At 61.3% G+C, this 22,955-nt stretch carries 21 protein-coding genes and 1 pseudogene; 4 read left to right on the plus strand and 18 right to left on the minus strand.

Going from position 1 to position 22,955, the window contains the following annotated elements; all coding sequences use genetic code 11:
• Window positions 1-3: 3 nt before the first annotated feature.
• The 6 genes from hpnK to E1748_RS06310 form a co-directional block, all read right to left on the minus strand.
• A complete protein-coding gene (gene hpnK, locus E1748_RS06285; RefSeq protein ID WP_133646260.1) occupies window positions 4-834 on the minus strand; it encodes a hopanoid biosynthesis-associated protein HpnK in 831 nt (276 codons plus the stop codon).
• 4 nt (window positions 835-838) lie between these two features.
• Window positions 839-2,071 (minus strand): bacteriohopanetetrol glucosamine biosynthesis glycosyltransferase HpnI, encoded by a 1,233-nt coding sequence (gene hpnI, locus E1748_RS06290; RefSeq protein WP_133646261.1) that lies wholly within the window; start codon window positions 2,069-2,071, stop codon window positions 839-841.
• A gap of 93 nt (window positions 2,072-2,164) precedes the next feature.
• Window positions 2,165-2,518 (minus strand): hypothetical protein, encoded by a 354-nt coding sequence (locus E1748_RS06295; RefSeq protein ID WP_240766354.1) that lies wholly within the window; start codon window positions 2,516-2,518, stop codon window positions 2,165-2,167.
• 282 nt (window positions 2,519-2,800) lie between these two features.
• Window positions 2,801-3,829 carry a lysylphosphatidylglycerol synthase domain-containing protein gene (locus E1748_RS06300; RefSeq protein ID WP_133646262.1) on the minus strand — a complete coding sequence of 343 codons (1,029 nt, stop codon included), beginning with the start codon at window positions 3,827-3,829 and terminating at the stop codon, window positions 2,801-2,803.
• 46 nt (window positions 3,830-3,875) lie between these two features.
• A complete protein-coding gene (hpnJ, locus tag E1748_RS06305; protein WP_133646263.1) occupies window positions 3,876-5,297 on the minus strand; it encodes a hopanoid biosynthesis associated radical SAM protein HpnJ in 1,422 nt (473 codons plus the stop codon).
• 223 nt (window positions 5,298-5,520) lie between these two features.
• The gene (locus E1748_RS06310) at window positions 5,521-5,913 is read right to left on the minus strand and encodes a MerR family transcriptional regulator (RefSeq protein WP_133646264.1); all 393 of its coding nucleotides are present in this window, start codon (window positions 5,911-5,913) and stop codon (window positions 5,521-5,523) included.
• A gap of 101 nt (window positions 5,914-6,014) precedes the next feature.
• Between E1748_RS06310 and E1748_RS06315 the strand changes: the two genes are divergently transcribed.
• Window positions 6,015-6,947, plus strand: a complete 933-nt coding sequence (locus E1748_RS06315) for an alpha/beta fold hydrolase (RefSeq protein ID WP_240766356.1) — start codon at window positions 6,015-6,017, stop codon at window positions 6,945-6,947.
• An 86-nt stretch (window positions 6,948-7,033) separates the two neighbouring features.
• Here E1748_RS06315 and E1748_RS06320 read toward each other — a convergent pair whose 3' ends face one another.
• From E1748_RS06320 to E1748_RS06330, 4 genes and pseudogenes are all read right to left on the minus strand, one after another.
• Window positions 7,034-8,695: a hypothetical protein gene (locus E1748_RS06320; protein ID WP_166653483.1), complete on the minus strand. Its 1,662-nt coding sequence runs from the start codon at window positions 8,693-8,695 to the stop codon at window positions 7,034-7,036.
• A gap of 285 nt (window positions 8,696-8,980) precedes the next feature.
• A pseudogene (locus tag E1748_RS31900) lies at window positions 8,981-9,409 on the minus strand (carbohydrate-binding protein); the annotation flags it as partial.
• 566 nt (window positions 9,410-9,975) lie between these two features.
• Entirely contained in the window at window positions 9,976-12,522 is a 2,547-nt protein-coding gene (locus tag E1748_RS06325) for a polynucleotide kinase-phosphatase (RefSeq protein ID WP_133646266.1), read from the minus strand.
• Entirely contained in the window at window positions 12,519-13,964 is a 1,446-nt protein-coding gene (locus tag E1748_RS06330) for a 3' terminal RNA ribose 2'-O-methyltransferase Hen1 (protein ID WP_133646267.1), read from the minus strand. The genes E1748_RS06325 and E1748_RS06330 overlap by 4 nt, the downstream gene beginning before the upstream one ends.
• Window positions 13,965-14,102: 138 nt before the next feature.
• Between E1748_RS06330 and E1748_RS06335 the strand changes: the two genes are divergently transcribed.
• Complete coding sequence (locus E1748_RS06335) at window positions 14,103-14,741, plus strand: HAD hydrolase-like protein (RefSeq protein WP_133646268.1); 639 nt, start codon at window positions 14,103-14,105, stop codon at window positions 14,739-14,741.
• Window positions 14,742-14,756: 15 nt separating this feature from the next.
• On the opposite strand, the gene E1748_RS06340 is transcribed toward E1748_RS06335, so the two are convergent.
• From E1748_RS06340 to E1748_RS06375, 8 genes are all read right to left on the minus strand, one after another.
• Window positions 14,757-15,695 carry a LysR family transcriptional regulator gene (locus E1748_RS06340; RefSeq protein ID WP_133646269.1) on the minus strand — a complete coding sequence of 313 codons (939 nt, stop codon included), beginning with the start codon at window positions 15,693-15,695 and terminating at the stop codon, window positions 14,757-14,759.
• Between the two features lie 212 nt (window positions 15,696-15,907).
• On the minus strand, window positions 15,908-17,371 hold the full coding sequence (locus E1748_RS06345; RefSeq protein ID WP_133646270.1) for a catalase: 1,464 nt from the start codon (window positions 17,369-17,371) through the stop codon (window positions 15,908-15,910).
• A 77-nt stretch (window positions 17,372-17,448) separates the two neighbouring features.
• Window positions 17,449-18,090 carry an HD domain-containing protein gene (locus E1748_RS06350; RefSeq protein ID WP_133647260.1) on the minus strand — a complete coding sequence of 214 codons (642 nt, stop codon included), beginning with the start codon at window positions 18,088-18,090 and terminating at the stop codon, window positions 17,449-17,451.
• Between the two features lie 54 nt (window positions 18,091-18,144).
• Complete coding sequence (locus E1748_RS06355) at window positions 18,145-18,558, minus strand: DoxX family protein (RefSeq protein ID WP_133646271.1); 414 nt, start codon at window positions 18,556-18,558, stop codon at window positions 18,145-18,147.
• 14 nt (window positions 18,559-18,572) lie between these two features.
• On the minus strand, window positions 18,573-18,833 hold the full coding sequence (locus tag E1748_RS06360; RefSeq protein ID WP_133647261.1) for a DUF1427 family protein: 261 nt from the start codon (window positions 18,831-18,833) through the stop codon (window positions 18,573-18,575).
• Window positions 18,834-18,986: 153 nt separating this feature from the next.
• On the minus strand, window positions 18,987-19,649 hold the full coding sequence (locus E1748_RS06365) for a hydrolase (protein WP_133646272.1): 663 nt from the start codon (window positions 19,647-19,649) through the stop codon (window positions 18,987-18,989).
• 191 nt (window positions 19,650-19,840) lie between these two features.
• Entirely contained in the window at window positions 19,841-20,737 is an 897-nt protein-coding gene (locus tag E1748_RS06370) for an SDR family NAD(P)-dependent oxidoreductase (RefSeq protein ID WP_133646273.1), read from the minus strand.
• A 131-nt stretch (window positions 20,738-20,868) separates the two neighbouring features.
• Window positions 20,869-21,471: a TetR/AcrR family transcriptional regulator gene (locus tag E1748_RS06375; protein ID WP_133646274.1), complete on the minus strand. Its 603-nt coding sequence runs from the start codon at window positions 21,469-21,471 to the stop codon at window positions 20,869-20,871.
• On the opposite strand from E1748_RS06375, the gene E1748_RS06380 reads away from it, so the two are divergent.
• A complete protein-coding gene (locus tag E1748_RS06380) occupies window positions 21,419-22,444 on the plus strand; it encodes an SDR family oxidoreductase (RefSeq protein ID WP_240766358.1) in 1,026 nt (341 codons plus the stop codon). The genes E1748_RS06375 and E1748_RS06380 overlap by 53 nt on opposite strands.
• 49 nt (window positions 22,445-22,493) lie before the next feature.
• Window positions 22,494-22,955 carry a YybH family protein gene (locus tag E1748_RS06385; protein WP_133646275.1) on the plus strand — a complete coding sequence of 154 codons (462 nt, stop codon included), beginning with the start codon at window positions 22,494-22,496 and terminating at the stop codon, window positions 22,953-22,955.

Consider the following 22,955-nt stretch of genomic DNA (forward strand, 5'->3'; position numbering starts at 1 on the left):
GTTCTAGACGCGGACTGCAACGTCCGCGAAACCGCCGCGTGTCGCGCCTGTGGCATCGAGTGCGGCGGCCACTCGCGGCGACAGTAGCGCGCTCAGCTCGTCTGCGTGACGATACTGCTGCATGCCGGGCGTCAACGCACGGTCGCCGGCAATGGCCGGATGGCAATAGATTTCGCCGATGCCGGCGGGTAGCTGTTGCAGTGCGCGCAGCCATGCGGCTTCGTCCATACGCCCGGTGTCGTCGATACCGATTACGTAGTCGTTATGCGCGATCTGCGCGCGTGCCAGCCGTCGGCGCGTCAATGCAATCCATGGTCGCAGCCACGCGGGCGTATCGGCCTCGACCGGTAAGCGCATCGCACGCATCCCGTAGTCGCGACCGATGCGCAGGATAAGATCCAGCACGACCGGATGCAGATGAAAATGCTTATGCGTGTTCACGTGATCGAGCGCGAGCCCTGTCTGCGCGAACGCATCAAACTGTGCGCGAATTTCGGCGGCGAGTTGCCGGCGCACGCGCGGCAGAAAGAAGAACCGGAAACCGTCGAGCACCATGTTGTCGCCGAGGCGGCCATCCGCATCGACCAGCGCATCGATCTGTTCACGCGGCAACACGGCGTGGCCGTCGGCCAGCACCACGTGCAATCCGACACGCAGTTGCGGCAGTTGCCGCGCACGCGCCACCGCATCGCTAGCGAACGGTGCGCCGACCATCAGGCTCGCCGACGTCAGCACGCCATGCCGATGCGCCTGCTCGACCGCTTCGTTGACGCGCGGATGCAGGCCGAAATCGTCGGCGGTGATGATGAGGCGCGGCGGTGTGTCTGCGTGCATGCGGTCAGCCGCCATCGGAGGTTTCCATGACGTCGACGATACCCCGGTTATCGAGCGGCGTGGGCGGCGTAAGCGAAGCCGTCACCGGCACGCGTGCACCGCGCCACACGACGTGCGTGCCGACCGTCGCACCGAGCCATTGCAGCATGAACAGACCGTCGCGCAACGGTACGAGCGGCAGGTCGCGCCAGAAGCTACGCAACGTGTGCGTGCAGCGCGCATGCAGCAGCACGCGCGCGACGAGACCCGCGACCGCGCAAACGGTCATCGTCGTGGCAAAACAGGCGTGGCCACTCGATGACGCGCGCGACGCCAACCACGCGGCAAACGGCAACCACGGCGACGTAAACGAAATCGGCAGACACGCAAAGCCCAGACGATTCACCGAGCGGATCGTGCGCAGCCAGCGCGTCTCGCGGCGCCATAGCGCGGTGAAGCTCTGCTCGATCACGTCGGTCGCAACCACGACGGGCGACAGCACCGTGCGCAATCCGAGTTCGCGTGCGTGCCGCGCGAGCCAGTAGTCATCGGCGAGGCAGTCGCGCAATGCTGCGAAGCCGCCGATCCGTTCGAGCGTCTCGCGACGCAGCGCAAGCGTCGCGCCGAAACCAAAGTCGCGCGAACCTGCCGCATGCGCGATACGCACCGACGGCACGAACCATTCGTTGATGAACAACGCGCCGACGCGTGGCCAGAATCCACCGATTCCCCTCGCCTCGTACAGACACGTCACGACGCCGACCGACGCATCGTTCAACGGCGCGACGACGGTCGCGAGATAGTCGGGCCGCACGGCGATGTCGCTGTCGGCGATCACGAACAGATCATGCCGCGCGTACGCCGACATATTGATCAGATTGCTGACCTTCAGATTGCTGCCGTACACGCGCGCATCGACGATCAGCTCGATATCGATGTGCGGATAAGCGGCTCGCAAGCGCTGCACGATTGCGATCGCCGCATCGTCCCAGGCCGATACGCCGAACAGCAGTTGAAAACGATCACAGGTCTGCTCGCAGAACGTCGCGAGGTTGTCGTAGAGACGCGGCTCGTCGCCGCATAGCGGCTTGAACACGGTGACCGCCGGCAAACGATGTGTTCGTTGCGGCACGCCGTGTCGTTCGCGGCGAAAGAAAAACGGCATCGCGAGTGCGGCGAAGATCGCATACAGCGCGGCGCCGCCGCACGCACACGCGATCAGCCACTGCGACAGCGGCCACGCATGCAGCGCAGTCATCGACGCGTGCTCGCGATGGCATCCGGGCGGGACGCGTTGTCGAAGAACAGCGCGGAGCGGGCGGGCGGCATGAGGGTATCGGACGTCAGGCTATCAAGCGAGTTCGAACGGTATTCCGGACAGACGCAGATGCAGGATGACAAGCAGACGACGCGGACAATCGGACGAAACCGAGATGCATTTCATCGGCCGGTTGCAGCAGGTCGCGTGATGGCTTTTCACGGCACCGCTGAACGCGACATGCGCAACACGGCGTGCGACGAGTGTCCCCGCGATGATCGCCAGCACGCACGACGCACGAAACGCACTGGAATCGAACACGCTTTCAGCAACGCCGAACAGCAGCAGTGAAGCCAGCGACGCAACCTGCACGACCATCGCGGTAAACGCAGCGGTCAGCAGATGGGCGCGCAGCATGTCGACAGTGACGAACTTCACGATGTACATGGCGATACCGATGCTCGCAGAACGGGCCGCCTTCTTTGCATCGCAGCGGCCGACCCATGCTCAAACACGACTGGACCACGACGAAACGCTACGCTTCGTCTGTGACAGAAATGGACATGCAGGTGATCGTAGCGACGCAACCTGAAGGAACGCTTAAGTACGGCGGCAGTTGTAAGCCTGCACGCGTATGACTAAAGCGCTTAACGCAGCGCGTGCTCGATGGAAGATGCTTCGGGGTGCGGCGCTTTCAGCAGAGAAAGCTGGCTTGCGATAACTGACCGATTATTTGTCGGCAATCACACGGCTCGTGGCCAGCGCCGACATGTTATCGCGCCGGTGTGCCGGAAGATCCGACGCCCCCGCGATCTGCCATGCGAACAGTCCCGGCACGTACACCAGCAGATCGCGCACGCGACGTGCGCCGGCCAGCGCGAGACACGTCGCCGGATCGAGACCGAGCACGCCGCCGATCAGCACGAAGCCGCCCTCCTGCACGCCGAGCCCGCCGGGTACGAAGAACGCTGCGCTGCTCACGGCCTGAATCAATACTTCGAGTACGAACGCGTCGAGAAAACTCGCCTGCGCGCCGAGAAAATACAGCGCGACCCAGAGTTCGAGCGCCGTTACCGCGTGCTTCACCGGCTGCCAGAACAGCAGATAACGCAACACGACAGCGCGCCGCCGCCAGATCGACAGAATGGTCTGATCGATGCGTGCCGACTGCCCGACAAGCGCCGCGAGCTTGCCGCCCGCAATCCGGTTCAGCACGTGCGTGATGCGCTCAAATGGACTCGCGTGCTGGACGAATGCGAACAGCAGCAGCAGCGGTGCGAGCACGACGACGCCCCAGGCAAGATCGCCGGCGAGACGCAGCGTGTCCGATTGCGTGGTCATCGACAGAAAGCCGATGCCGGCCATCGTGAACAGCAGCTGCGCAATCACGTTCAACTGCATATCGACGACGATACCCGCCGCCGCCATCGAAGGCCGCACACCCCAGCGCTGCAGCAGCCGGAACGACACGACCTCGCCGCCGACGCGCGCAACCGGCAACATCCCGTTGACCGATTCGCGAATCCACACGACGCATAGCATCGCAAGCACCGTGGGGCGACGAGGACCGCGCATCAGCGAACGCCAGTCGAATGCGCTCGCGATCATCGGCAGTACGTGTACCGCTGCGGCTAACGCAAGCCCGGCACCCGCCGTGCGCATCAGGCCGAGCACCGTGCGCGGATCGTCGCGCCACACGAGCCAGAATGCCAGCAGCAAACCGGCGAATGCGGCGATACGGCCGGAGTGGCGAATCATGCTTGTGCCCCGGCCACCTCGCCTGCCTCGCCCGCCGACCTCACGCTTATGCCTCGTGTGCGCGCAGGAAACGGAAGAACTCCACGCCTTCGCGCAGACGCCGCTGCATCATTTCCCAGCTCGTCAGCATCTCGCGCACGATTTCCCAGATCTTCGATGGGCGGAAGTAAAACTGCTTATAAAAGCGTTCTAGCTGGTGGTAAATCTCGTCGCGAGACAGATGCGGATAGCCGATCGCGGCCAGCTGCACGCCCTCACGGCTCACAAGGTTTATCACCTTGTTCTCCTCAAGCCACCCGTTCTCCACGGCCTGTCGATACAGCGTCGTGCCCGGGTACGGCGCCGCAAGCGACACCTGGATCGTGTGCGGATTGATTTCCTTCGCGTACGTGATGGTCTTTGCGATCGTTTCCTGCGTCTCGCCGGGCAGGCCCAGAATGAACGTGCCGTGAATCTTGATGCCCAGCTTGCGGCAGTCTTCGCTGAAACGCCGCGCGATATCCGTGCGCAGTCCCTTCTTGATGTTCAGCAGGATCTGGTCGTCGCCCGATTCGTAACCGACCAGCAGCAGACGCAGGCCGTTCTCCTTCATGATCTTCAGCGTCGCGTACGGCACGTTTGCCTTCGCGTTGCACGACCACGTCACACCCAGCTTGCCCAGACCACGTGCGATCTCTTCGACGCGCGGCTTGAAGTCGGTGAACGTGTCGTCGTCGAACATGATCTCCTTGACCTCGGGCATGTTGTCGCGGATCCACTTCACTTCTTCCAGCACGTTCTCGACCGAGCGCGTGCGGTAACGGTGCCCGCCTACCGTCTGCGGCCACAGACAGAACGTGCACTTCGAGCGGCAGCCACGGCCCGTATAGATCGATACATACGGGTGTTTCAGATAGCCGATGAAGTAGTTGTCGATTTTCAGGTCGCGTTTGTAGACCGGCGCGACGAACGGCAGCTCGTCCATGTTCTCGAGGATCGGACGCGGCGCGTTGTGTTCGATCGACCCGTCGGCGGCTCGCCAGCTTAAGCCCAGGATGCCCGCGAGCGGTTTGCCTTCGGCCACTTCCTGACACGTGAAATCGAATTCCTCGCGACAGACGAAATCGATTGCATCGCTTGCCGTCAGCGAGTTGTGCGGATCGACCGCGACCTTTGCGCCGACCATGCCGATCAGCACGCCGGGGCGGCGCTTTTTCAGGTCTTCGGCAAAGAGTGCATCGGTGGGGAACGACGGCGTGCTGGTGTGAATGACGACCAGATCGTATTGCTGTGCGATGTCGAGTGTCGCGTCGACCGACAGACCGTCGGCGGGCGCATCGAGCACGCGACTGTCCGGGACGAGCGCCGCAGGCTGCGCGAGCCACGTCGGGTACCAGAACGAGCGGACCTCGCGTTTAGCCTGATAGCGCGAACCCGCGCCGCCGTCGAAACCGTCATACGACGGAGCCTGCAAAAACAGCGTTTTCATGGATGCTCCTGCGCACTTCCGCACGCGTGTTCTGCGCAATCCGTGCGCGGCCGGTATGGCTCGCGCGCTGGCTGCGGACAATCTCGCGATCGTACGAAGTCAAGCTGAAGGAAACCTTAAGGGCAAGCTCGCCCCGCTTGTCGCCCTATTTGTCGCCCCATTTGTCCGGTGACAATACGGCGTTGTTATTACGGCAGGATTACGGGTTTCAGGTGCAGGCGAATCAGTCGAGCGGCGGCACGATGCCTTCGTTCAGCGTCTTGAGCAGACGGGCGCGGCGGCGTTCGAGGTCGGCGATCTGGCGTTCGATCGATGCGAGCCGCTTGCGCTGGACGTCGGAGGTTTGGCTGCACGCATTCGCGCCTTCGATCATCCGCATGCAGTCGGGAAACGCGCGGATGTCGGCGACGCTGAAACCTGTTGCGATCATCCGCTGGATCTGCCTGACCTGCGTGACGGCCGCGCGTGGAAACACGCGGTAGCCGTTGCTCGCGCGAACCGATGTAAGCAGGCCGTGTTCGTCGTAGTGACGGATCGAGCGGACGCTTGCGCCGGTTTCGCTGGCGAGCGCACCAATGGTGAGCGGCGGCGAATTATCTGCGGAGGCCTGTTTCATGGTGGAAAAAGCATAGCAGTATTTTTTTGTCTGTTTCCGCTTGACCCTTACATCAGTGTGACGGTTGAGACTGGGGCATTCTGATCACCATGGAGTGCTTCATGTCTCTTCTTCGTATGCTTTGTATGCTGCGTATATTTCGTCACGCGTTTTTCGCATTAGCCGCGTTTAGCGCGCTGTTTGCGGTATCGCGGCCGGCGCTCGCGGATGGCCGAACCTACACGGTCACTGCACCCGACGGCGTCGTGCTCGCCGTTCAGGAAACCGGCAATCCCGATGGCCCGCCGATCGTCTTCATCCACGGATTGCTCGGCAGTCATCTGAACTGGGACGCGCAGTTGAAAGATCCGCAGCTGCAACGCTATCGGCTCATCACGTACGACATGCGCGGTCACGGTCTTTCCAGCAAGCCGACCGATGCCGATGCGTATCGTGATGGACGTCGCTGGGCGGATGATCTTGCTGCGGTCATTGCGTCATCGCATGCTCGCAAGCCGGTTCTTGTCGGATGGTCGCTGGGCGGTGCCGTGATATCGAACTATCTCGCCGCGTATGGGGACGAGCACATCGCGGGCGCCGTGTATGTCGACGGTGTCATCGAGTTGAAGGCGGATCAGATCGTCGCGCATCCGGATGTGTACCGCGACATGACCTCGACGGACCTGAAGACACATCTCGACGGCGAGCGGGCGTTCGTCGCGCTGTGTTTTCATCGCCAGCCCGACGCCGCTACGTTCGAGCGGCTGCTCGCAAATGCGGCGATCGCGTCATGGGATATGCAGCGTAGCGTGCAGTCGATGACGGTTGCGGCGGCCGAAGGTTTAAGCAACGCGCGCGTACCTGTGTTGCTGATCTACGGCGCGCAGGACGCGCTGGTTCAAGCAAAGCCCGCGATCGCTCGCGCAACGCAGTTGAATCCGCGGATTCGGAGCACGCTGTATGCGGACTCGGGGCATGCGCCGTTTATCGAGGAGCCGGCGCGGTTTGATCGAGATCTGGTGGGGTTTGTGGAGGGGGTTGCGGCTCGCAAGTGACGGATGAAGTGGGTAACCATTCGCGCGATTCCGTGAAGCGGCTGCCCTTATAAAGCAAGAGCAGCCGCAGCATCACTCAACGCTCATCAATGCTTCACCACCGGCGTCGGCTTCGCGTAATAACCAATCAACTTGTTGGCCAGCCAGCCGTGATCGTCCGTGTTGCTGAAATTCTTGATCACGTTGGTTGTGTTGCCGCCGCCCCAGAGGACCGCGAACACGTTGTTGTTAGCCGCGAGGGTCCGCTTGCCGTTGTCGCTGCTCCAGTTGTAGTTGTTCGCCTTGTTGGCGTACTCGAGCAGGTACTGCTGATAGCTCGAATTCGCCGTCAGACAGTTGTACGCGTTCGCTCCGCACGCCGGCGCGTAGTTTCCGACCGACGTATTCGTGTTCGAACTGCTCGCCGGCCCCTTGATCATGTTGCCGAGATTCGATGTGAGATTGCTGTCTCCAAAAAAGTAGACCGGGGCCGTGCTGAACACATACGAGCCCGCCGTGCCCTGGAACAGTTCCGGATTCGTTTCGGCCGTATTCGGAATGTGCGATCCGGGGATCTGCCACAGCATGATCGGGATGTTGCGATTCGCCTGACTAAGCTGCCCTACCGCACTGAGATAGTTATCCCACGAGCGTGCGTTGTAGAGCGTGGCCGCGCCGGGCGACGCGCTGTCGTCCATTTCATAACGATCGAACAGGAAGAAGTCAGGGCCGACCGCATTCGATGTATCGATTGCAGCCGGCGCGTTGGTATTCAGCCAGCTCGACACAGGCGTCGAAAACGCCGTCGCAATCTGTGCGCTGCTCAGACTCTGATGCAGCCAGAAGCCCGAACCCACTGCCCACATGTTGTCCTGCCAGCCGAACGTCACGGTGCCCTTTGGAGCAAGCGTGCGGATCAACCAGTTGTTGGCCTGCACCCAGCCCGCGAATCCGGCCGGAAACGTCGGTGTCGGGTACGTGCTGGTGTTGTAGACGGGGTTGGTCACGCACGCGTTGAACCACGTGCCCACCTGACTGTACGTGCCGGCCGACGTCGTATTGTTGACGCTCGTGTTCCAGAACGAATCGCTCTGTGAATCGAGACTCCATTCCGGATAACCATCGGCGAGCAGGCTGCGCAGGATCTGCACCGGCGTACCCGTATAGGTCTTCCCCAGATAAGGTGCGGAACCCAGGCCATTCGGGTTCGACGTGTTTGTGTAGCTGCGCGACGTCGTCATCAGACACATCGCCTGCGCGACGGCCTTGTTGACCGCGCCCGCAGGCAACGCCGAATTCACATTGCCGACGTAGCCGTTCTGCTGGATTGCGCCGAGCAGGTCCGGATTCATCAGCAGCGAACCGTAGTAGTTTTGCCCTTGATACGACACGGGGAAGCTGCCGAGCATCGCTGCATCGGCGGCCAGGCTCGCGAAGTGACGTCCCATCAGATACGTCGCGGCCGGATTGCCCGAACTCAGGCCCGCTGCACCGTTCGTGAAGTCGTCGAAGTTCGCGCCGCCGCTCATCTGCGCGGTGTACTCGACGATCGCGACTCGCGTCGGATGCTGGTTGATCGGAGCGAGCGCGTTGAAGTCGTTGGTCATCCGCCACGCGTTGGTCGGCGGATCGATCGTGCCTGGGTCACCGTTGCCGTTTACGCCGGCATATTTGAAGACCACGTCGACGGGCTTGCCGCCGAAGTCGTCGTTGCCTCCGGTCGACGTGGCCGTCGGTGGCGTGATGTTCGGGCCGCCGATAGCCCCCATTGCGATGTACGACGGCCAGCCGGGTACGGAGCCGCCGGTCCAGTTGCCTGGGGTTGGAGTGGGTGTGGGCGTAGGCGTGGGTGTTGGCGTAGGCGTTGGCGTTGGCGTTGGCGTTGGCGTTGGCGTTGGCGTTGGCGTTGGCGTTGGCGTTGGCGTTGGCGTTGGAGTCGGCGTTGGTGTGGGAGTCGGCGTTGGTGTGGGAGTCGGCGTGGGTGTAGGCGTAGGTGTTGGAGTCGGCGTAGACACAGCACAGCTACCTACAACAGTCCACGGCTGACCGCTCCCCGACACCCCGCTATTCGACGCCGGATTCTGCCCTTGGGTCCACCAGTTCGCGCGGTATTCGACGCCGTTGTACGACACGACGCTGCCCGCGGTATATGCCGTGCCGCTGTTCCAGCCGACAGGGCAACTCCCGGAAGAAGCCGGCGGCGTTGGAGTCGACGTCGGCGGTGGGGTTGTCGATGTGCCTCCTACGGGCGCCCACAGACTCGCCGTCGTCGGATTCCAGCCGGAGCTGGAATAGTCCTGCTGATTCACGATCGCCCGATAGTTCTGGCCGTTGTACGTGACGATCGCCCCTGCGACGTAATAAGTATCCGGTGCCCACGCAGGATAGGCCTGTGCGTTCCTGTACGACGCACCGACCAGCACCAGGACCGCCGCCGCGAACAGCGTCGGCTTCAACGCTTTCTCCAATTTCCTCGTTTTCATGTATTGACCTTTTGAATGTCACTCACCCGAATTAACGACGCATTTCCGTAGTGGCGATCAGCCATCCCGGAAGAGTTGTTGTAGATATCGAAAAGGAAAACCAAACGTTTGCGCGACAGCGCGGCCAACTGAACGCGGTGGCATGTCGATGTCATGCGCGATGGCTTCTTCGAGCAGTGCTCAGGTGAGATCGGGCAGGCTTTGGTGAAGGCATCCAGCGGTTCAATACGGAGGATCGTAGCGATGATGTGTGACGCATTTGAAGCCGGAGCATGGCATTCATTCGCGATTCGATGCTTCGAGGTGGCAGCCGGTTTTATTCCGCGACTTGTGCATCGAAGTCGCACGCTATTCGGAGGGCGAGCGTAACAGACAGATGCATACGGATTGGATTGCAACTCAAATACTGGCAATACCGGATTTCGTAATATTTATAGGCGACGCGGTATCTTTTTGCAAAAGCAGTATTCGTGGGATGCTAAAGGAATGCGTATCGAAGATGGAATAGCCTGTCGCCAGGTACGTCACCGAAGATGACATACCTGGACAACAATCCCGATATCAGGTCACAGCCGCGGATCGACCGGTTCGCTTTCCAGCGCAAGGACACCGAACACGCATTCGTGGACACGGCGCAGCGGCTCATCGTCGACGAAGCGCTGCAACGACTCGACGCCCAGCGCAAACTCCTTCAGCGCAAGACTCCGTTTCGTACCGAGATTCCGCTCGCGCAGTCGCACCAGATTTTCATCGCGAAGATACTCGGGGCCGTAGATGATGCGAAGGTACTCGGGACCTCGGCACTTGATCGCCGGCTGCACCCATCCCTTCTTGCCGCGCGCCATGAAATCGAGCGGCTTGACGACCATGCCTTCACCACCGCGTTGCGTCAGCGCCTCCCACCACGCAATCGCTTCCGCACATTGCGCGTCGTCGCTCAAGTGCACCTTCCGGTGCGGCGTGGCGATCACCAGATCGGGCGCCGCTTGCACGAGGCGCGCGAGCTGCTGCATGTGCCATTCGTGATTACGATCGAGGTGCGTCCGGTTCGCGGACGCCAGCAGATGAAACGGCGCGAGGCGGATGTTCTCGATGCTGTCCGTCGCCGCGCAGTATTGCGCGTAGGCCGCACGATAGGCTTTGACCGCAGCAAGACGCCCGTCGACATCGGACCGGAGCGCGGCCAGTTCGCTCGCGTCTCCGTCCGCACGTTGCAGCGCATCGGACAGCGACGCAAGCATCGCCGCGCCGGCGGTCCCGACCGGCGCGTACTGGCTGCGGATCAGGTCCATCGCCTTCGCGGACCACGGCAAAAGCTCGCAATCGATACACAGCCAGTCGGTCTCGAGCTCGGTCCACAGGTTCGCGGCCGTGACAGCCGCAGCAAGCCGCTGCAACAGCGCCTGCTCCGTTCCCGTGTCGGAGAAGAAGTGCCGTCCAGTCCGCGTATAAATGATGCCGATGCCTTCGCCGTCGATGCCGAAACGCCGGCGCACGGCCTCCTCATCACGACAGACGATCACCACCGCCCGCGAGCCCATGTGCTTTTCTTCGCACACGACCTCGTCGATGCCCTGATTGCGATAGTAGGAAAACGCTTCGGCCGGATGCTCGAGCAAACCGGGCAGCACGGACGTTTCGCTCGGCGACATCGTCGGCGGCAGGTACATCAGCCAGCGGGGATTCGCGGCAAAGCGGCTCATGACTTCGAGCGCGGCCGCCGCATTCTGCTCGGGAATGCGAAGCCTGCCGCGATGCGTGGTATCGATGAAACGCTGGCCCGATATGTCGGCGATGTCGAGCACGTCGTCCGCGCTTTGCTGCGCCGACAGTGGGTTCGCCTCCACCAGCGGCTTGAGCGGCGCGTAGTATTCGCGCCGCGCAGCAACGGAGACAAGCTCGCGTTCCGGATAGCGGAGCGCCGTCAGCTTCCCACCAAACACGCAACCGGTATCGAGGCAAATGGTGTTGTTCAACCATTCGGCTTCGGGCACCGGCGTGTGGCCATAGACCACCGTCGCTTTACCGCGATAATCCTTCGCCCAGTTGTAGCGCACCGGCAAACCGAACTCGTCGGTTTCGCCGGTCGTCTCGCCGTACATCGCGAACGAGCGCACTCTCGCCGACGTGCGGCCATGCAGGTCGTCGGTCAAGCCGGCATGCGCGACGACGAGCTTGCCGTCGTCGAACACGTAGTGGCTTAGCAAGCCTTCGAGAAAGGTAGCGGCTTCCTCGCGAAATCCAGCGGACATCGCTTCAAGCTGCTGGAGCGACTGCTCGAGGCCGTGACCGATCTTGACGTTGCGACCGCGCAGCGCCTTCGCAAGCTTCGCATCGTGATTGCCCGCAACGCAGAACGCCGCACCCGCGCGAACCGCTTGCTGAACGAAGCGGATGACGCGAGGCGAGTCGGGCCCGCGATCGACGAGATCGCCGACGAAGACAAGCTTGCGGCCTTGCGGATGACTGACCGAATACTCGCCGTCGCGATCGGTGACGACATAGCCGAGCGTCGTCGCGAGTTCGAGCAATTCGTCGGAACAACCATGCACGTCCCCGACGATATCGAACGGTCCTTTTTCATGCTTGAGGTTCGACCACAGACGCGTCCGGTTGATCACCGCCGAATCGGCGTCGCTTTCGTTCTTCACGACATGAACGAAGCGCAGCCCCTCCTTCTCGAGACCGCGAAGAGACTTCTTCAATTCTTGTTGCTGCCTGCGGATCACCTGCTCGCCGAAATGACGATCGGTACGGCCTGCGTGCCGCTCCAGCAGCACAGCCTCGGGCAGATCGAACACGATCGCGACGCTGAACGTGTGATAGTCCTTCGCGATTTCGATCAGATTCTTGCGCGCCATCGGCTGCACATTCGTCGCATCGACGACCACCGTTCTGCCGAGCTTGAGACGCTTCGCGACGATCAGGTTAAGCAGTTCGAATGCGTCCTTCGTCACCGACTGATCGTTTTCATCGTCCGCGAGTATCGCCCTGCAGTAATCGGACGAGACGATTTCGGTCGGCAGGAAATGCCTGCGGGCAAATGTCGACTTGCCGGACCCGGAGGCGCCGACGAGCAGAACGAGGCACAGTTCTGGAATGTCGATCTTCACGATGCGTTCCCGTGCGGTTGTTGGTCCAGTTGGTCCAGGATAAATACGGCCATCTGTGTGGGTGGTCCGAGTACCGGATCGACTTCACCAATCGGCTCGAAACGCACCCGATACCCGAATTGCCGCGCCTGTTCGTGCGCCCAGCTTTCGAACTGCGCACGCGTCCATTCGAAGCGATGATCCAGATGCCGGAATTCGCCGGCAGGCAGGCTCGGAAACTTCGCGTTGAACTCCTGGTTCGGCGTCGTCAGAACGATCGCCTTCGGACGGGCGAACTCGAACAGCACGCGTGAAAAAGTCGTCAGACGCGCTTCGTCCAGATGCTCGATGACTTCCACGACCGTCGCCACATCGTGACCTTCGAAGCGGCGGTCGCGATAGGTCAGCGATCCGTGCAGCAGCTTCAGCTTGTCCCGCAGCATCTGCGGTTGCCGGTCGTTGTCGAGACGTTCACGCGCGTTTTCCAGCCCGCGCACCGATACGTCGACGCCGGTGATCCGCGCAACGGATTTGACGGGCAGCAACTGCCTGAGCAGTCGCCCCTCGCCGCAACCCAGATCGATCACGCTCGCTGCGTGCAGCGCCTCGACCTCGCGGACGACCGCCGACATCCGCTGATCGTTGAGCGACATCGTGCGTTCGAGTGCCTGTTCGCGCTCTTCGGTCGGCGTCGCGGCGCTCTGCGTAGATTCACCCGCGTCGGTTTGAGTACCGTCGTCGGTACTCAACAGCCGATCCAGTGCGATGTCCGTGAGGTTTCGTCGCCGCTTCAGATACCGGTGCGCGATGAGTTCCTTCTGCGGATGCGCATTCAGCCATGGCCCGGCATGACGCAACAGCTTGTCGATTTCTTCCTCGGCGATCCAGTAGTGCTTCGCGTTGTCGAGCACCGGAATGAGCACGTACAGATGACCCAGCGCCGCTTGAAGCGTTGCGGTAACCGTCAGCGTGACGCTGAAAAACGCACTGTCGCCCCACGACGGAAAGCGGTCGTCCAACGCGAGCCGTTCGGCGTCGACGCGATACCCGAGCGGTTCGAACAGCGACCGGAGCAGCGATGCATCCCCGCGACACGGCAATGTGGGCAGGAAAAACTGCAGCGGGATCGGCGTATCGGCGAGTTCAGGACGATCCTTCGAGCGCCCACCAAGCGCGCTGCCAAACGTCTCGGCTATCGCGACGCTAAGGAGCGACGACGCGGCATACGGCCGGTCGTTCACGTACTGTCCCAGCGGACCGACGCCGTCGCGGCCACGCACGAGCCCGATCACATCGACGTTCACGTAAAGTGCTGCCGTGCAGGTCTCTTCGGTGACCGTCGGATAAAAAACGTGGACGGTGCCGAAGGACTCGCGTCGTGAGTAGACCCGCGCCGGATTCTTGTGAAGCAGATAGCCAAGGTCGGTGGCCGGGCGATGCGTTGTAGTGATGGTCAGGAACATGTCTTCTATTATTTATTGGGAGGACAGTCGGACTGCGGGCGGTATGGATTGCTACACTGCGCATCCGGTTCGCTTGATCGATAATACAGCGGAATAGCGGGTGCACAGAGGCAGCCGCTTTACTCATCATTCAATCTCATGCAAACCCATCTAGCTATCTTCGACTTCGACGGCACCCTCGCCGACACCTACCCAGTATTCACCGACTCAATCAACGCACTGGCAATCAAGCATGGATTCCGGCAAGTCGCCGATGAAGAACAGCCCAAGCTGCGCGGCATGAGCGCGATGGAAGTCCTTCAGGAACTGCAGATCCCGCTCTGGAAAGTGCCGACAGTGCTAACGGATTTCCGCAAGATCATGCGCTCGCGGATTGATGAAATCCGTCCGTTTTCAGGCATCGTCGAGGTACTGGATGCGCTGCTGCAGAAGAACATCGCGCTGGCCGTCGCGACATCGAATTCGATCGAGAATGTGCAGGCGGTATTGGGCGCTTCGTTGATCGGTCGCTTCGCCGCGCTGGAATGCGGATCGACGATGTTTGGAAAGTCGCATCGCGTGCGTAACATCCTGAAGAGTACGCAGGCAGACCCCGCCACGACGATCTACGTGGGCGACGAGATTCGCGACGCCGAAGCGGCCACGCAATCGGGCGTTGCGTTTGGCGCAGTCGCGTGGGGCTATACGGACATCGATGCATTGCTGCGAGCGGATCCTGCCAGCGTGTTTCGTGTGCCGGACGATCTGCTTTCGCTAGCGCGTTCATCCGGACTTTAACCCGGCTTTAACCCGCTACCCGCGTCGCCACTGCGGCGCATGCCCCTTGCCTTCGATAAAGTCGCGATGCCTCGCGACAGCCTCCGCGCAGTACGTCATGAACGCGTAGACCCGCCCGGACTTACGGATGTCGGGATGCGTCAGCACCCACAGTTCGTCGTAGACATCCGGCACGACCGGACCGATGCGAACGAGGCCGGGCAACAGGTCACCGTGCATGCACGGCAGCAGTCCGATCCCGATTCCCGCTGCGATTGCCGACCCCACGGCCGCAACGGAATCGCTCTGGTAGACGATTCTCTCGCGACTCACACGATCGTTGACGAAATTGAATGCCCTGAGGCCGGACAGGCCCTTACCGTACGACACCCATTGGCGCTGATATAGCTCTTCAGGCGTGGCCGTCACACCGACATAATCGACTCTGCGCCCGTAGACTGCCCATGCGATGGTTGCAATGCGTCGGCCGAAAAGATTGTCCGGTGCCGCGATGGTCGCGCGAAAAGCGATATCGGCGTCGCCGCGTGCGAGGTTCGTCGGCTTGTTGCCAACGAGGACCTCGAGCCTTATCTCCGGATTGTGTGCGCGAAAATCCGCGATGATCGGCGTCAGAAAATCCAGCAGAAGCGCATCGCTGGTCGCAATGCGTAGATCGCCCTTGTGCCCCTGCGCATGACCCGACACGCGACGCACCACGCCGAGAATATCCTTCTCGACACGATCGCCCAAAGCCATCAGGTCGGCACCGGCCTCTGTCGGTGTGTAGCCTTTGCGACGTCGATCGAACAATACGACGCCCAGAATTTCTTCGACCGCTGCGAGCCGCCGGGAAATCGTCGAATGGTTGACGCTCAGTGCCGCTGCGGCAGGCGCAAGACCGCCGCTCTCGCCGATCGCTCTGACGATGCGTAGATCGTCCCATGAAAGTTTGTCGGGGGTGTGAGTCGTGGTCATGGTTCGTCTCCGAAACCGGTTAGCGTCGGCTACGACGATGCACAAGGAATGCAGGGATTAAAGCAGGAAAATAAAAGCCCTGCGTCCCGTATCAATCGATCGTCGTGGTTTCGGTCAACATGAAGCGTGTGCAATTTTTTACGCACGTGCAACACGATTACGCCCCGAAGAAAATCTCTGGGGCGTCTGCTACGAAAACAGAACAGTACGTCTTAACGCGCGGCGGACCCGAGGCGTGCAAGCGCCGCAGCCACCCCCGCACCGTACTCCGGATCGGCCTTCGTGCAGTTCTCGATGTGGCGCTGCTTCACCTTGTCGCGTGCATTGCCCATCGCACGCGCGGTGTTGTCGAACAGCGTCTGACGTTGAGCCGCACTCATCATCCGGAAGAGATCGCCGGGCTGCTGATAGTGGTCGTCATCGACGCGATGGTCCCAATGCGCAGCAGCACCGTCGATTTCCAACGGCGGTTCGTTAAGCTCCGGCTGATCCGCCCATGCACCCTTGCTGTTCGGCCAGTACGACACCGCACCGCCAAGATTGCCGTCGGTACGCATCGCGCCGTCGCGGTGATAGCTGCGAAACGGACACTTCGGCGCATTCACCGGAATGTGATTGAAGTTCACGCCAAGACGATAGCGCTGCGCATCCGCATACGAGAATAACCGCGCCTGCAGCATCTTGTCCGGCGAATAGCCGATCCCCGGCACCACGTTAGCCGGCGAAAATGCGGCCTGCTCCGTGTCCGCGAAGAAATTCTCCGGGTTCTGGTTCAGCTCGAAATAGCCAACTTCGATCAGCGGGAAATCCTTCTTCGACCACACCTTCGTCAAGTCGAACGGATTGACCGGATGCGCCTTTGCCTGCGCGTCCGTCATCACCTGAATGAACAGCGTCCAGCGCGGGAAGTCCCCTGCTTCGATGCTTTCGTATAGATCGCGCTGATGCGTCTCGCGATCCTTGCCGACCAGCGCTTCAGCTTCGGCATCCGTCAGGTTCTGGATGCCCTGCTTGGTGCGGAAATGAAACTTCACCCAGGTCCGTTCGTTCGCCGCGTTCAGGAAGCTGTACGTGTGGCTCCCGAAGCCGTGCATGTGGCGGAACGTGCTCGGAATGCCGCGTTCGCTCATCACGATCGTGACCTGATGCAAGGCTTCCGGCAGCAGCGACCAGAAATCCCAGTTGCTGTCGGCACTGCGCAGCCCGGTACGGGGATCACGCTTGATCGCATGATTCAGATCGGGGAACCGCAGCGGATCGCGGAAGAAAAACACCGGCGTGTTGTTGCCGACAACGTCCCAGTTGCCTTCCTCGGTATAGAACTTCAGCGCAAAGCCGCGGATGTCGCGCTCGGCGTCCGCGGCACCGCGTTCACCTGCAACGGTCGAGAAGCGCGCGAACATCGGCGTCTGCTTGCCGATCCCCGAGAAGATCTTTGCCTTCGAACAGCGCGTGATGTCGTGCGTGACGGTGAACGTTCCGTGCGCGCCTGCGCCCTTCGCGTGCATGCGTCGCTCGGGAATCACTTCGCGGTCGAAGTGAGCAAGCTTCTCGATCAGCCACATGTCCTGCAGCAGCGCGGGACCGCGCGGGCCGGCGGTCTGAATGTTGACGTTATCGCTGACAGGTGCGCCTGTCGCGTGAGTCAGTTTTCGGGTGGTCAGCTTGGTAGGCATCAGAGTGCTCCTGAACGATTGAAAAGGTGGACCCCGTCGTTGTGTTCACGACTTGGGATAGCTTGCGAGAATTGAACTCAACCGGCCCACGCGGATGCACGAATCACGCTGCAGAAATTTCCCCGCCTGAACGTCGGGTCCTTGTCGGCGAGCACATCGGCTTTGACGTTACCGAACGTCGTGTCCGGCTTGCGCTTGATCCCGTCGTAGAACGCCTGGATGATGTCTTCCTTGAAATGCGGCGTACGCGGATGCGCATTGACCACCGCTTCGCGTTCGGCATCGCTGTATTCGGGGTATGTCAGTCCCAGCACGTCCATTTCCACGCCGGCCGTTACGAGCGCGACGACGGGATGCATGTGTTGCGGAATGCCCGGCGTGGTGTGTAGCGCAATCGCGGTCCATACAGTATCGACGTCCTGCTGCGCGATACCGTGGCTCCTCATGAAATCGCGGGCGGCATTCGCGCCATCCACTTCGAAGCGCTCGCATGCACTGCTGTGCTGATGCGTCAACCCCATGTCGTGAAACATGCAGCCGCAGTACAGCAGTTCGGCATCGAACTTCAGGCCACGGCGCTTGCCTGCCAGCGCACCGAAGTAGTACACACGGCTGGAGTGATTGAACAGCAACGGGGATTCGGTATCGCGAACCAGTTCGGTGATTTCGCGAGCCAGCTTGCTATCGGGAACGGTGATGCCGTCGACGTTTAAAGTCATCATTGACCTCTATGGAAAAAACCGGGGTTCCGTGCAAGCGATCGCATGCTGCCGCTACTGTCGATGCTCGCGATCCGCGAGGATCGACGCGAGCATGCAGCCGCCGATCAATCCGACGTGTTCGAAGAAGGAGTTGCGATCGTTGAAGCGCAGAATGGGATCGGAAATCGACCAGAAGTGATACGCGAGCGTCGCGGCGAGTCCGGTGAAAACCGCTAGCGCGCCGCAGGCAAGCCATGTAAAGCGGCTGGTAATCACGGCGATCGACGCGCCGATCTCGACCGCGATGGTGAGCGACATCACGAGCCATGCCGGATGCAGACCGAAGCTCTGCACCTCGGCTAGCGCGCCCTTCAGATCAACCAGCTTCGCCAGGCCGCTGGTCCAATACGGCAGCGTGAGCATCGTGCGTGCGAGCAGGCCGAACCAGGGCCGTTCGATCAGTCCGACGATGAATCGAGGCGTCATGGGCGATGTTCCTTTTATTGATCGTTGTATTGATCGTTATACGAGGTCGTTAGGCGCTCGGGTGTTTTCGCTTCGGGACGCGGTGCATGAAATTCGGCCATCGCGCGATGATGCTGAATCATGACCTTGGCATAGGGAACCGCCTGTTCGCCCAGCAGAATGCCGAGCAATCCAACCAGCGCAATGGCAGGTGGCGCGGGCGAGCGTACGTTGAGAAGCGAATAGATAACGCCTACCAGGAGACCGACACCCAGCGACAGAAGATAGGGTTTCACGTTGTGTTCGCTATGGTGCTTGTGCGGGGAGAGGCGACGTACATCGACGGGCGCGGGACGGGTTTTATGCGGTGCCATTGCAGAAAGTCCCACGCTCTTTATCTTTAGCGGGAAGACGCAAACGCCTTCCCGGATCGTTAAAGAATTGGAGCCTTAAGCGGTCCTGTTCGCCAGCGCAGCGAACATCGTCTTCGCGTACTTCACACCGACGCCAAACGCGCCGCCGAACTTCATCGCGATGCCGGTGGTGACATCGTAGGTCTCGACACGTGCCCAGTCGCGTTGCAGTTCGAGCAGATAGGTCAGCGCCGTGATCGGACGCGCACCGGTCTGGATCATCCGCGACACCGCACGCTCATGCGCTTCTTCCGAGCCGTCGCCGCATGCGTCGGTGACCACATAGACTTCGTAGCCCTGCTCCAGCGCCGACAGCACCGGACCGTTGCAGCACACCGACGTCCATAGACCGGCGATCACGAGGCGGTCCTTGCCGGCGGCGTTGACGCGGGCAACGAATTTCTCGTCTTCCCACGCATTCGACGTCGTACGGTCGGTGACTTCGACGTCCGGCAGCGCGTCGGAGATTTCGTCGAACAGCGGACCAGCAAAGCTGTCCTTCGAAATCGTCGAAACGATCGTCGGCACCTTGAAGCCCTTCGCAGTGTTCGCGAGGATGGCCGCGTTCGTGCGCAGCGCGGTGATGTCGATCGACTTCGTATCGAATGCCATTTGCGACTGGTGATCGATCAGGATCAGCGTGTGATCCTTCGGGCTCAGCAGCGAGCTGGCGGGTTTGGCAATTGCTTTGATGCTCATGAGGAAATCCTTTTCAGATGCGATGGAGAGGCTTGAATTCGGCGCATAGCCGGGAAGACGCACCGACGGTCACTAAAACGATCCGCCGTTGGCGGCAAGCAAAAATTTTAGTTCGCCGTTTCGACGGGGAAGTAAGCATTTAGGCGAAATGAAATCTGCACAAATGCGGATTGCCGTTCGCGCTGCCTCCGCTAGAAGCACCCATACCGTGCAACCGCTGAACGCAACCCACGTCGCCGCGTCGTATCACCGAGACCGACGCGGCACAGCATGTCGATCTCCATCCGGTCGAGCACCGTGAAGCACGGATCGGAATTGACGTGGGCTGAATCTGCATGGACCTGGAACGGCCGCTGACCAAACGGCGTATCGACGATCCTGACGATCGCGTCGCTCACCATCGCGATGTCGGCATCGGGTGGCGCCATTGATGCGAGCGCGTCGATGGCATTGCAGGGGCTGGGTTCGCGCGTCGCCTCGTTCTTCTGCGCGGCAGATTCGCCAGGCACCCCCGGCACCACGATCGACGTCTCGATACCCCAGCGCGACACTTCGCGTGCGTATTGAATTGCGAGTTCGTCCATCGCCGCTCTCGCCGCGAAATACGGCGCAAGAAAAAGCGACTTGCCGGCTGTCGAACTGCAACCCGACACCCACACCAGCAGTCCCTGCCCCTGCCGGCGCAGATACGGCAGCACCGCGCGATTCACGCGTTGCGTGCTCAGCACGTTCATGTCGTAGAGGTGCGCGTACTGTTCCGGCGTGAACGCTTCGGCGGGACCGAACGCCATGTGGCCGGTGTTATGCACGAGGATGTCGATGCGACCGGCGCCGGTGATCACGTGCCGCGCGGCGGCATCAGCGGATTCCTGCGACTGCGCATCGAGTTCGACGACGCGCAGATCGACGGTGTTGATCTCCGCGAACTCCATCATCTGCGCGACGGTCGGCGCGTTACGCTCCGACGTATGATTCATCGCCGCGTAGACGATGTGTCCGGCTTTAGCGAGCGCTTCTGCGGTCAGGCGACCGAATCCGCTCGAAGCACCGGTAACGAGAGCCACGCTCGACCGTCTCGCTGCGCTCATCGAACACTCCAGATGGGTGGGGAACACGGAAACGATGATCACCGATACATCGGTAAAGATCATTCCTGGCGTGTTGCCATCACTGTTCCATCTGCTTTAACTATGCGAGTGATGTTTGCGCATGAGGCGGCTTAGCGGCGTAGCGCAGTCTCCTGTTCTTCAGGCCATGCGGCCATCGCCGCATCGATCATCCGGTTGAGCGTGCCGCGATCGGCACCGGCGGATGCGAAATTGATGACCGCCTGCTGCACGCCAAGAAAATGCCATGCGAGTGACTCGACGTCCGCCTTACGCGTCAACTCCTTGTTCCGGATGCCCTTGCGCATGATGCCGATCAACACATCGCGCTGGCTCGCGAGCGCGGCCATCGCAGCGTCCCGCCCTGCTGCAGACAGCTCCACCGTCTCCGCACAGCTTCTCGCGATCAGACAGCCGGCAGGACGCTGCGCTGCCGATGGATCGGGAATGAACGCGCGCAGCACCGCCGCGAGCTGTTCGCGCGCGGTCTCGCCCTGCGCCGCATTCATCCGGCGCAGCACACGCTCGGTGTAGGCCTGCAGTGCTTCGACGAACAGGCTGTCCTTGTCGCCGAATCGCTGGTACATGCTGGACCGGGACAAACTCATCGCGTTCGTCAGATCGCTGATGGACGCGGCCGCATAGCCACGGCGCCAGAAGACGTTGACCGCTGCCGCCATTACCGTGCTCTCGTCGAACTGTGGTTTTCCGCTCATTGAATCTCCCGTTGACATCCTGGAACGATCGATCCATTATACCTGGACCGATCGTTCCAGGACAACCCGCAGGAGAATGACGTTGGAAAAATTGCCTCCACAGCCGCGTAAACCCAGAATCGCGATTGCCGGCGCAACCGGACGCGTCGGCTCCGCACTGACGAGCCTTCTTGCCGCCGATCCTGTCGATGTGGTTGCGTTGAGCCGCCGGCCCGGGCAAGCGCAGTTGCCGGATGGCGTTGCAGCGGTCGCCGTCGATTTCGACAACGCGCCCCACACGCTCGTAGCTGCGCTGACGGGCGCCGATCGATTGTTCATCGCGCAGGGGACGTCACCGCGTCAGGTCGCCAACGAGATTGCATTGATCGACGCTGCCGTTGCCGCCGGGGTCGGTCATATCGTCAAGCTCTCGGCGATGGGGCCCGCGACGCGGTTGAATCCGCTTGCATGGCATATGGAAATCGAGGCGCATCTCGCGAGGCAACCGGTCGCGTCGACGGCCCTTCGTCCGTCGGCATTCGCGGACGTTTTCAATCGCTTTGCAGAGCCGATCGCCACCGGTTCGTGGGCGGGTGCTGCTGGCAACGGGCGAATTAATTTCATCGATACGCGCGACGTCGCTAAAGCCGCACACAGCGCGTTACTCGAGGACGTCGAGCCGCAGTCGCAGCGTGCGTACCATCTGACCGGCCCGCGCGCGTGGACCATGCCGCAGATCGCCGACGAGCTTTCTCGCTTGCTCGGTCGCCGCGTCGACTATCAACACCGTTCGCCTGATGAGCAAAGCGCTGCGTTGCTTGCCGCAGGTCTCGCACCCTTCGTGGTGGATCTGCTGGTCGGCCTCGATCAGATGTTCCGCGACTCTGTGCTCGCAGAAACGACGTCGACATTCGAAGAGCTTACCGGCGAAGCACCTCGTCCGTTCACTGCGTGGCTCGCGGAAAACGCCGAGCTATTCCACAAGCAGGCGTGACCTTCGTCACATGCTTTTTCCCAGATCGTTCAACCACAGGTTCCCACAGATGAAACGCACCATCCTCTCCATTCTTGCAGCCATCGCCCTCACATCGGCCGCACACGCAGCCACGCCGTCGCACGAAGCCGAAGCCCGCGCGCTATTCACGAAGTTCGTCGCGGCACAGAATGCACACGACCCGAGCGCGGTGCGATCGATGTTGTGGGATTCGCCGCAGATGCTGTTCTTTTCGCGCGGCGTGGAAACCCGGGGCGCCGACACGGTAGTCAAGCGATTCAGCGACTACTATCAGGGCACATGGCACCTCGAACCCGACATGTCGAAGTTCGACACCGCGACAATCACCGACAACGTCGTGCAGATTCTCGTGCCCATCGTCTTCACGCGCGCACTGCCGGGCGGCCAGCCGCAAAGCAACACGTTCCTGATCAGTCAGACCTTCGTGAAGGACGCGCACGGCTGGCACGTCGCGTCGATCCTGCCGGTCGCCAATACGCAGCTCAAGTAA

It is taken from the genome of Paraburkholderia flava, assembly GCF_004359985.1.
Classification (GTDB): domain Bacteria; phylum Pseudomonadota; class Gammaproteobacteria; order Burkholderiales; family Burkholderiaceae; genus Paraburkholderia; species Paraburkholderia flava.

Bases quoted from the DNA above. Each gene is read 5' to 3' on its own strand.
- hpnI (WP_133646261.1), bottom strand. From the start codon at position 2,071: ATGACTGCGCTGCATGCGTGGCCGCTGTCGCAGTGGCTGATCGCGTGT.
- E1748_RS06345 (WP_133646270.1), bottom strand. From the start codon at position 17,371: ATGCCTACCAAGCTGACCACCCGAAAACTGACTCACGCGACAGGCGCA.
- E1748_RS06335 (WP_133646268.1), top strand. From the start codon at position 14,103: ATGCAAACCCATCTAGCTATCTTCGACTTCGACGGCACCCTCGCCGAC.
- E1748_RS06300 (WP_133646262.1), bottom strand. From the start codon at position 3,829: ATGATTCGCCACTCCGGCCGTATCGCCGCATTCGCCGGTTTGCTGCTG.
- E1748_RS06355 (WP_133646271.1), bottom strand. From the start codon at position 18,558: ATGACGCCTCGATTCATCGTCGGACTGATCGAACGGCCCTGGTTCGGC.
- hpnJ (WP_133646263.1), bottom strand. From the start codon at position 5,297: ATGAAAACGCTGTTTTTGCAGGCTCCGTCGTATGACGGTTTCGACGGC.
- E1748_RS06350 (WP_133647260.1), bottom strand. From the start codon at position 18,090: ATGACTTTAAACGTCGACGGCATCACCGTTCCCGATAGCAAGCTGGCT.
- hpnK (WP_133646260.1), bottom strand. From the start codon at position 834: ATGCACGCAGACACACCGCCGCGCCTCATCATCACCGCCGACGATTTC.
- E1748_RS06330 (WP_133646267.1), bottom strand. From the start codon at position 13,964: ATGTTCCTGACCATCACTACAACGCATCGCCCGGCCACCGACCTTGGC.
- E1748_RS06315 (WP_240766356.1), top strand. From the start codon at position 6,015: ATGTCTCTTCTTCGTATGCTTTGTATGCTGCGTATATTTCGTCACGCG.
- E1748_RS06365 (WP_133646272.1), bottom strand. From the start codon at position 19,649: ATGAGCATCAAAGCAATTGCCAAACCCGCCAGCTCGCTGCTGAGCCCG.
- E1748_RS06295 (WP_240766354.1), bottom strand. From the start codon at position 2,518: ATGTACATCGTGAAGTTCGTCACTGTCGACATGCTGCGCGCCCATCTG.
- E1748_RS06320 (WP_166653483.1), bottom strand. From the start codon at position 8,695: ATGGGGGCTATCGGCGGCCCGAACATCACGCCACCGACGGCCACGTCG.
- E1748_RS06370 (WP_133646273.1), bottom strand. From the start codon at position 20,737: ATGAGCGCAGCGAGACGGTCGAGCGTGGCTCTCGTTACCGGTGCTTCG.
- E1748_RS06340 (WP_133646269.1), bottom strand. From the start codon at position 15,695: ATGACCACGACTCACACCCCCGACAAACTTTCATGGGACGATCTACGC.
- E1748_RS06310 (WP_133646264.1), bottom strand. From the start codon at position 5,913: ATGAAACAGGCCTCCGCAGATAATTCGCCGCCGCTCACCATTGGTGCG.
- E1748_RS06385 (WP_133646275.1), top strand. From the start codon at position 22,494: ATGAAACGCACCATCCTCTCCATTCTTGCAGCCATCGCCCTCACATCG.
- E1748_RS06375 (WP_133646274.1), bottom strand. From the start codon at position 21,471: ATGAGCGGAAAACCACAGTTCGACGAGAGCACGGTAATGGCGGCAGCG.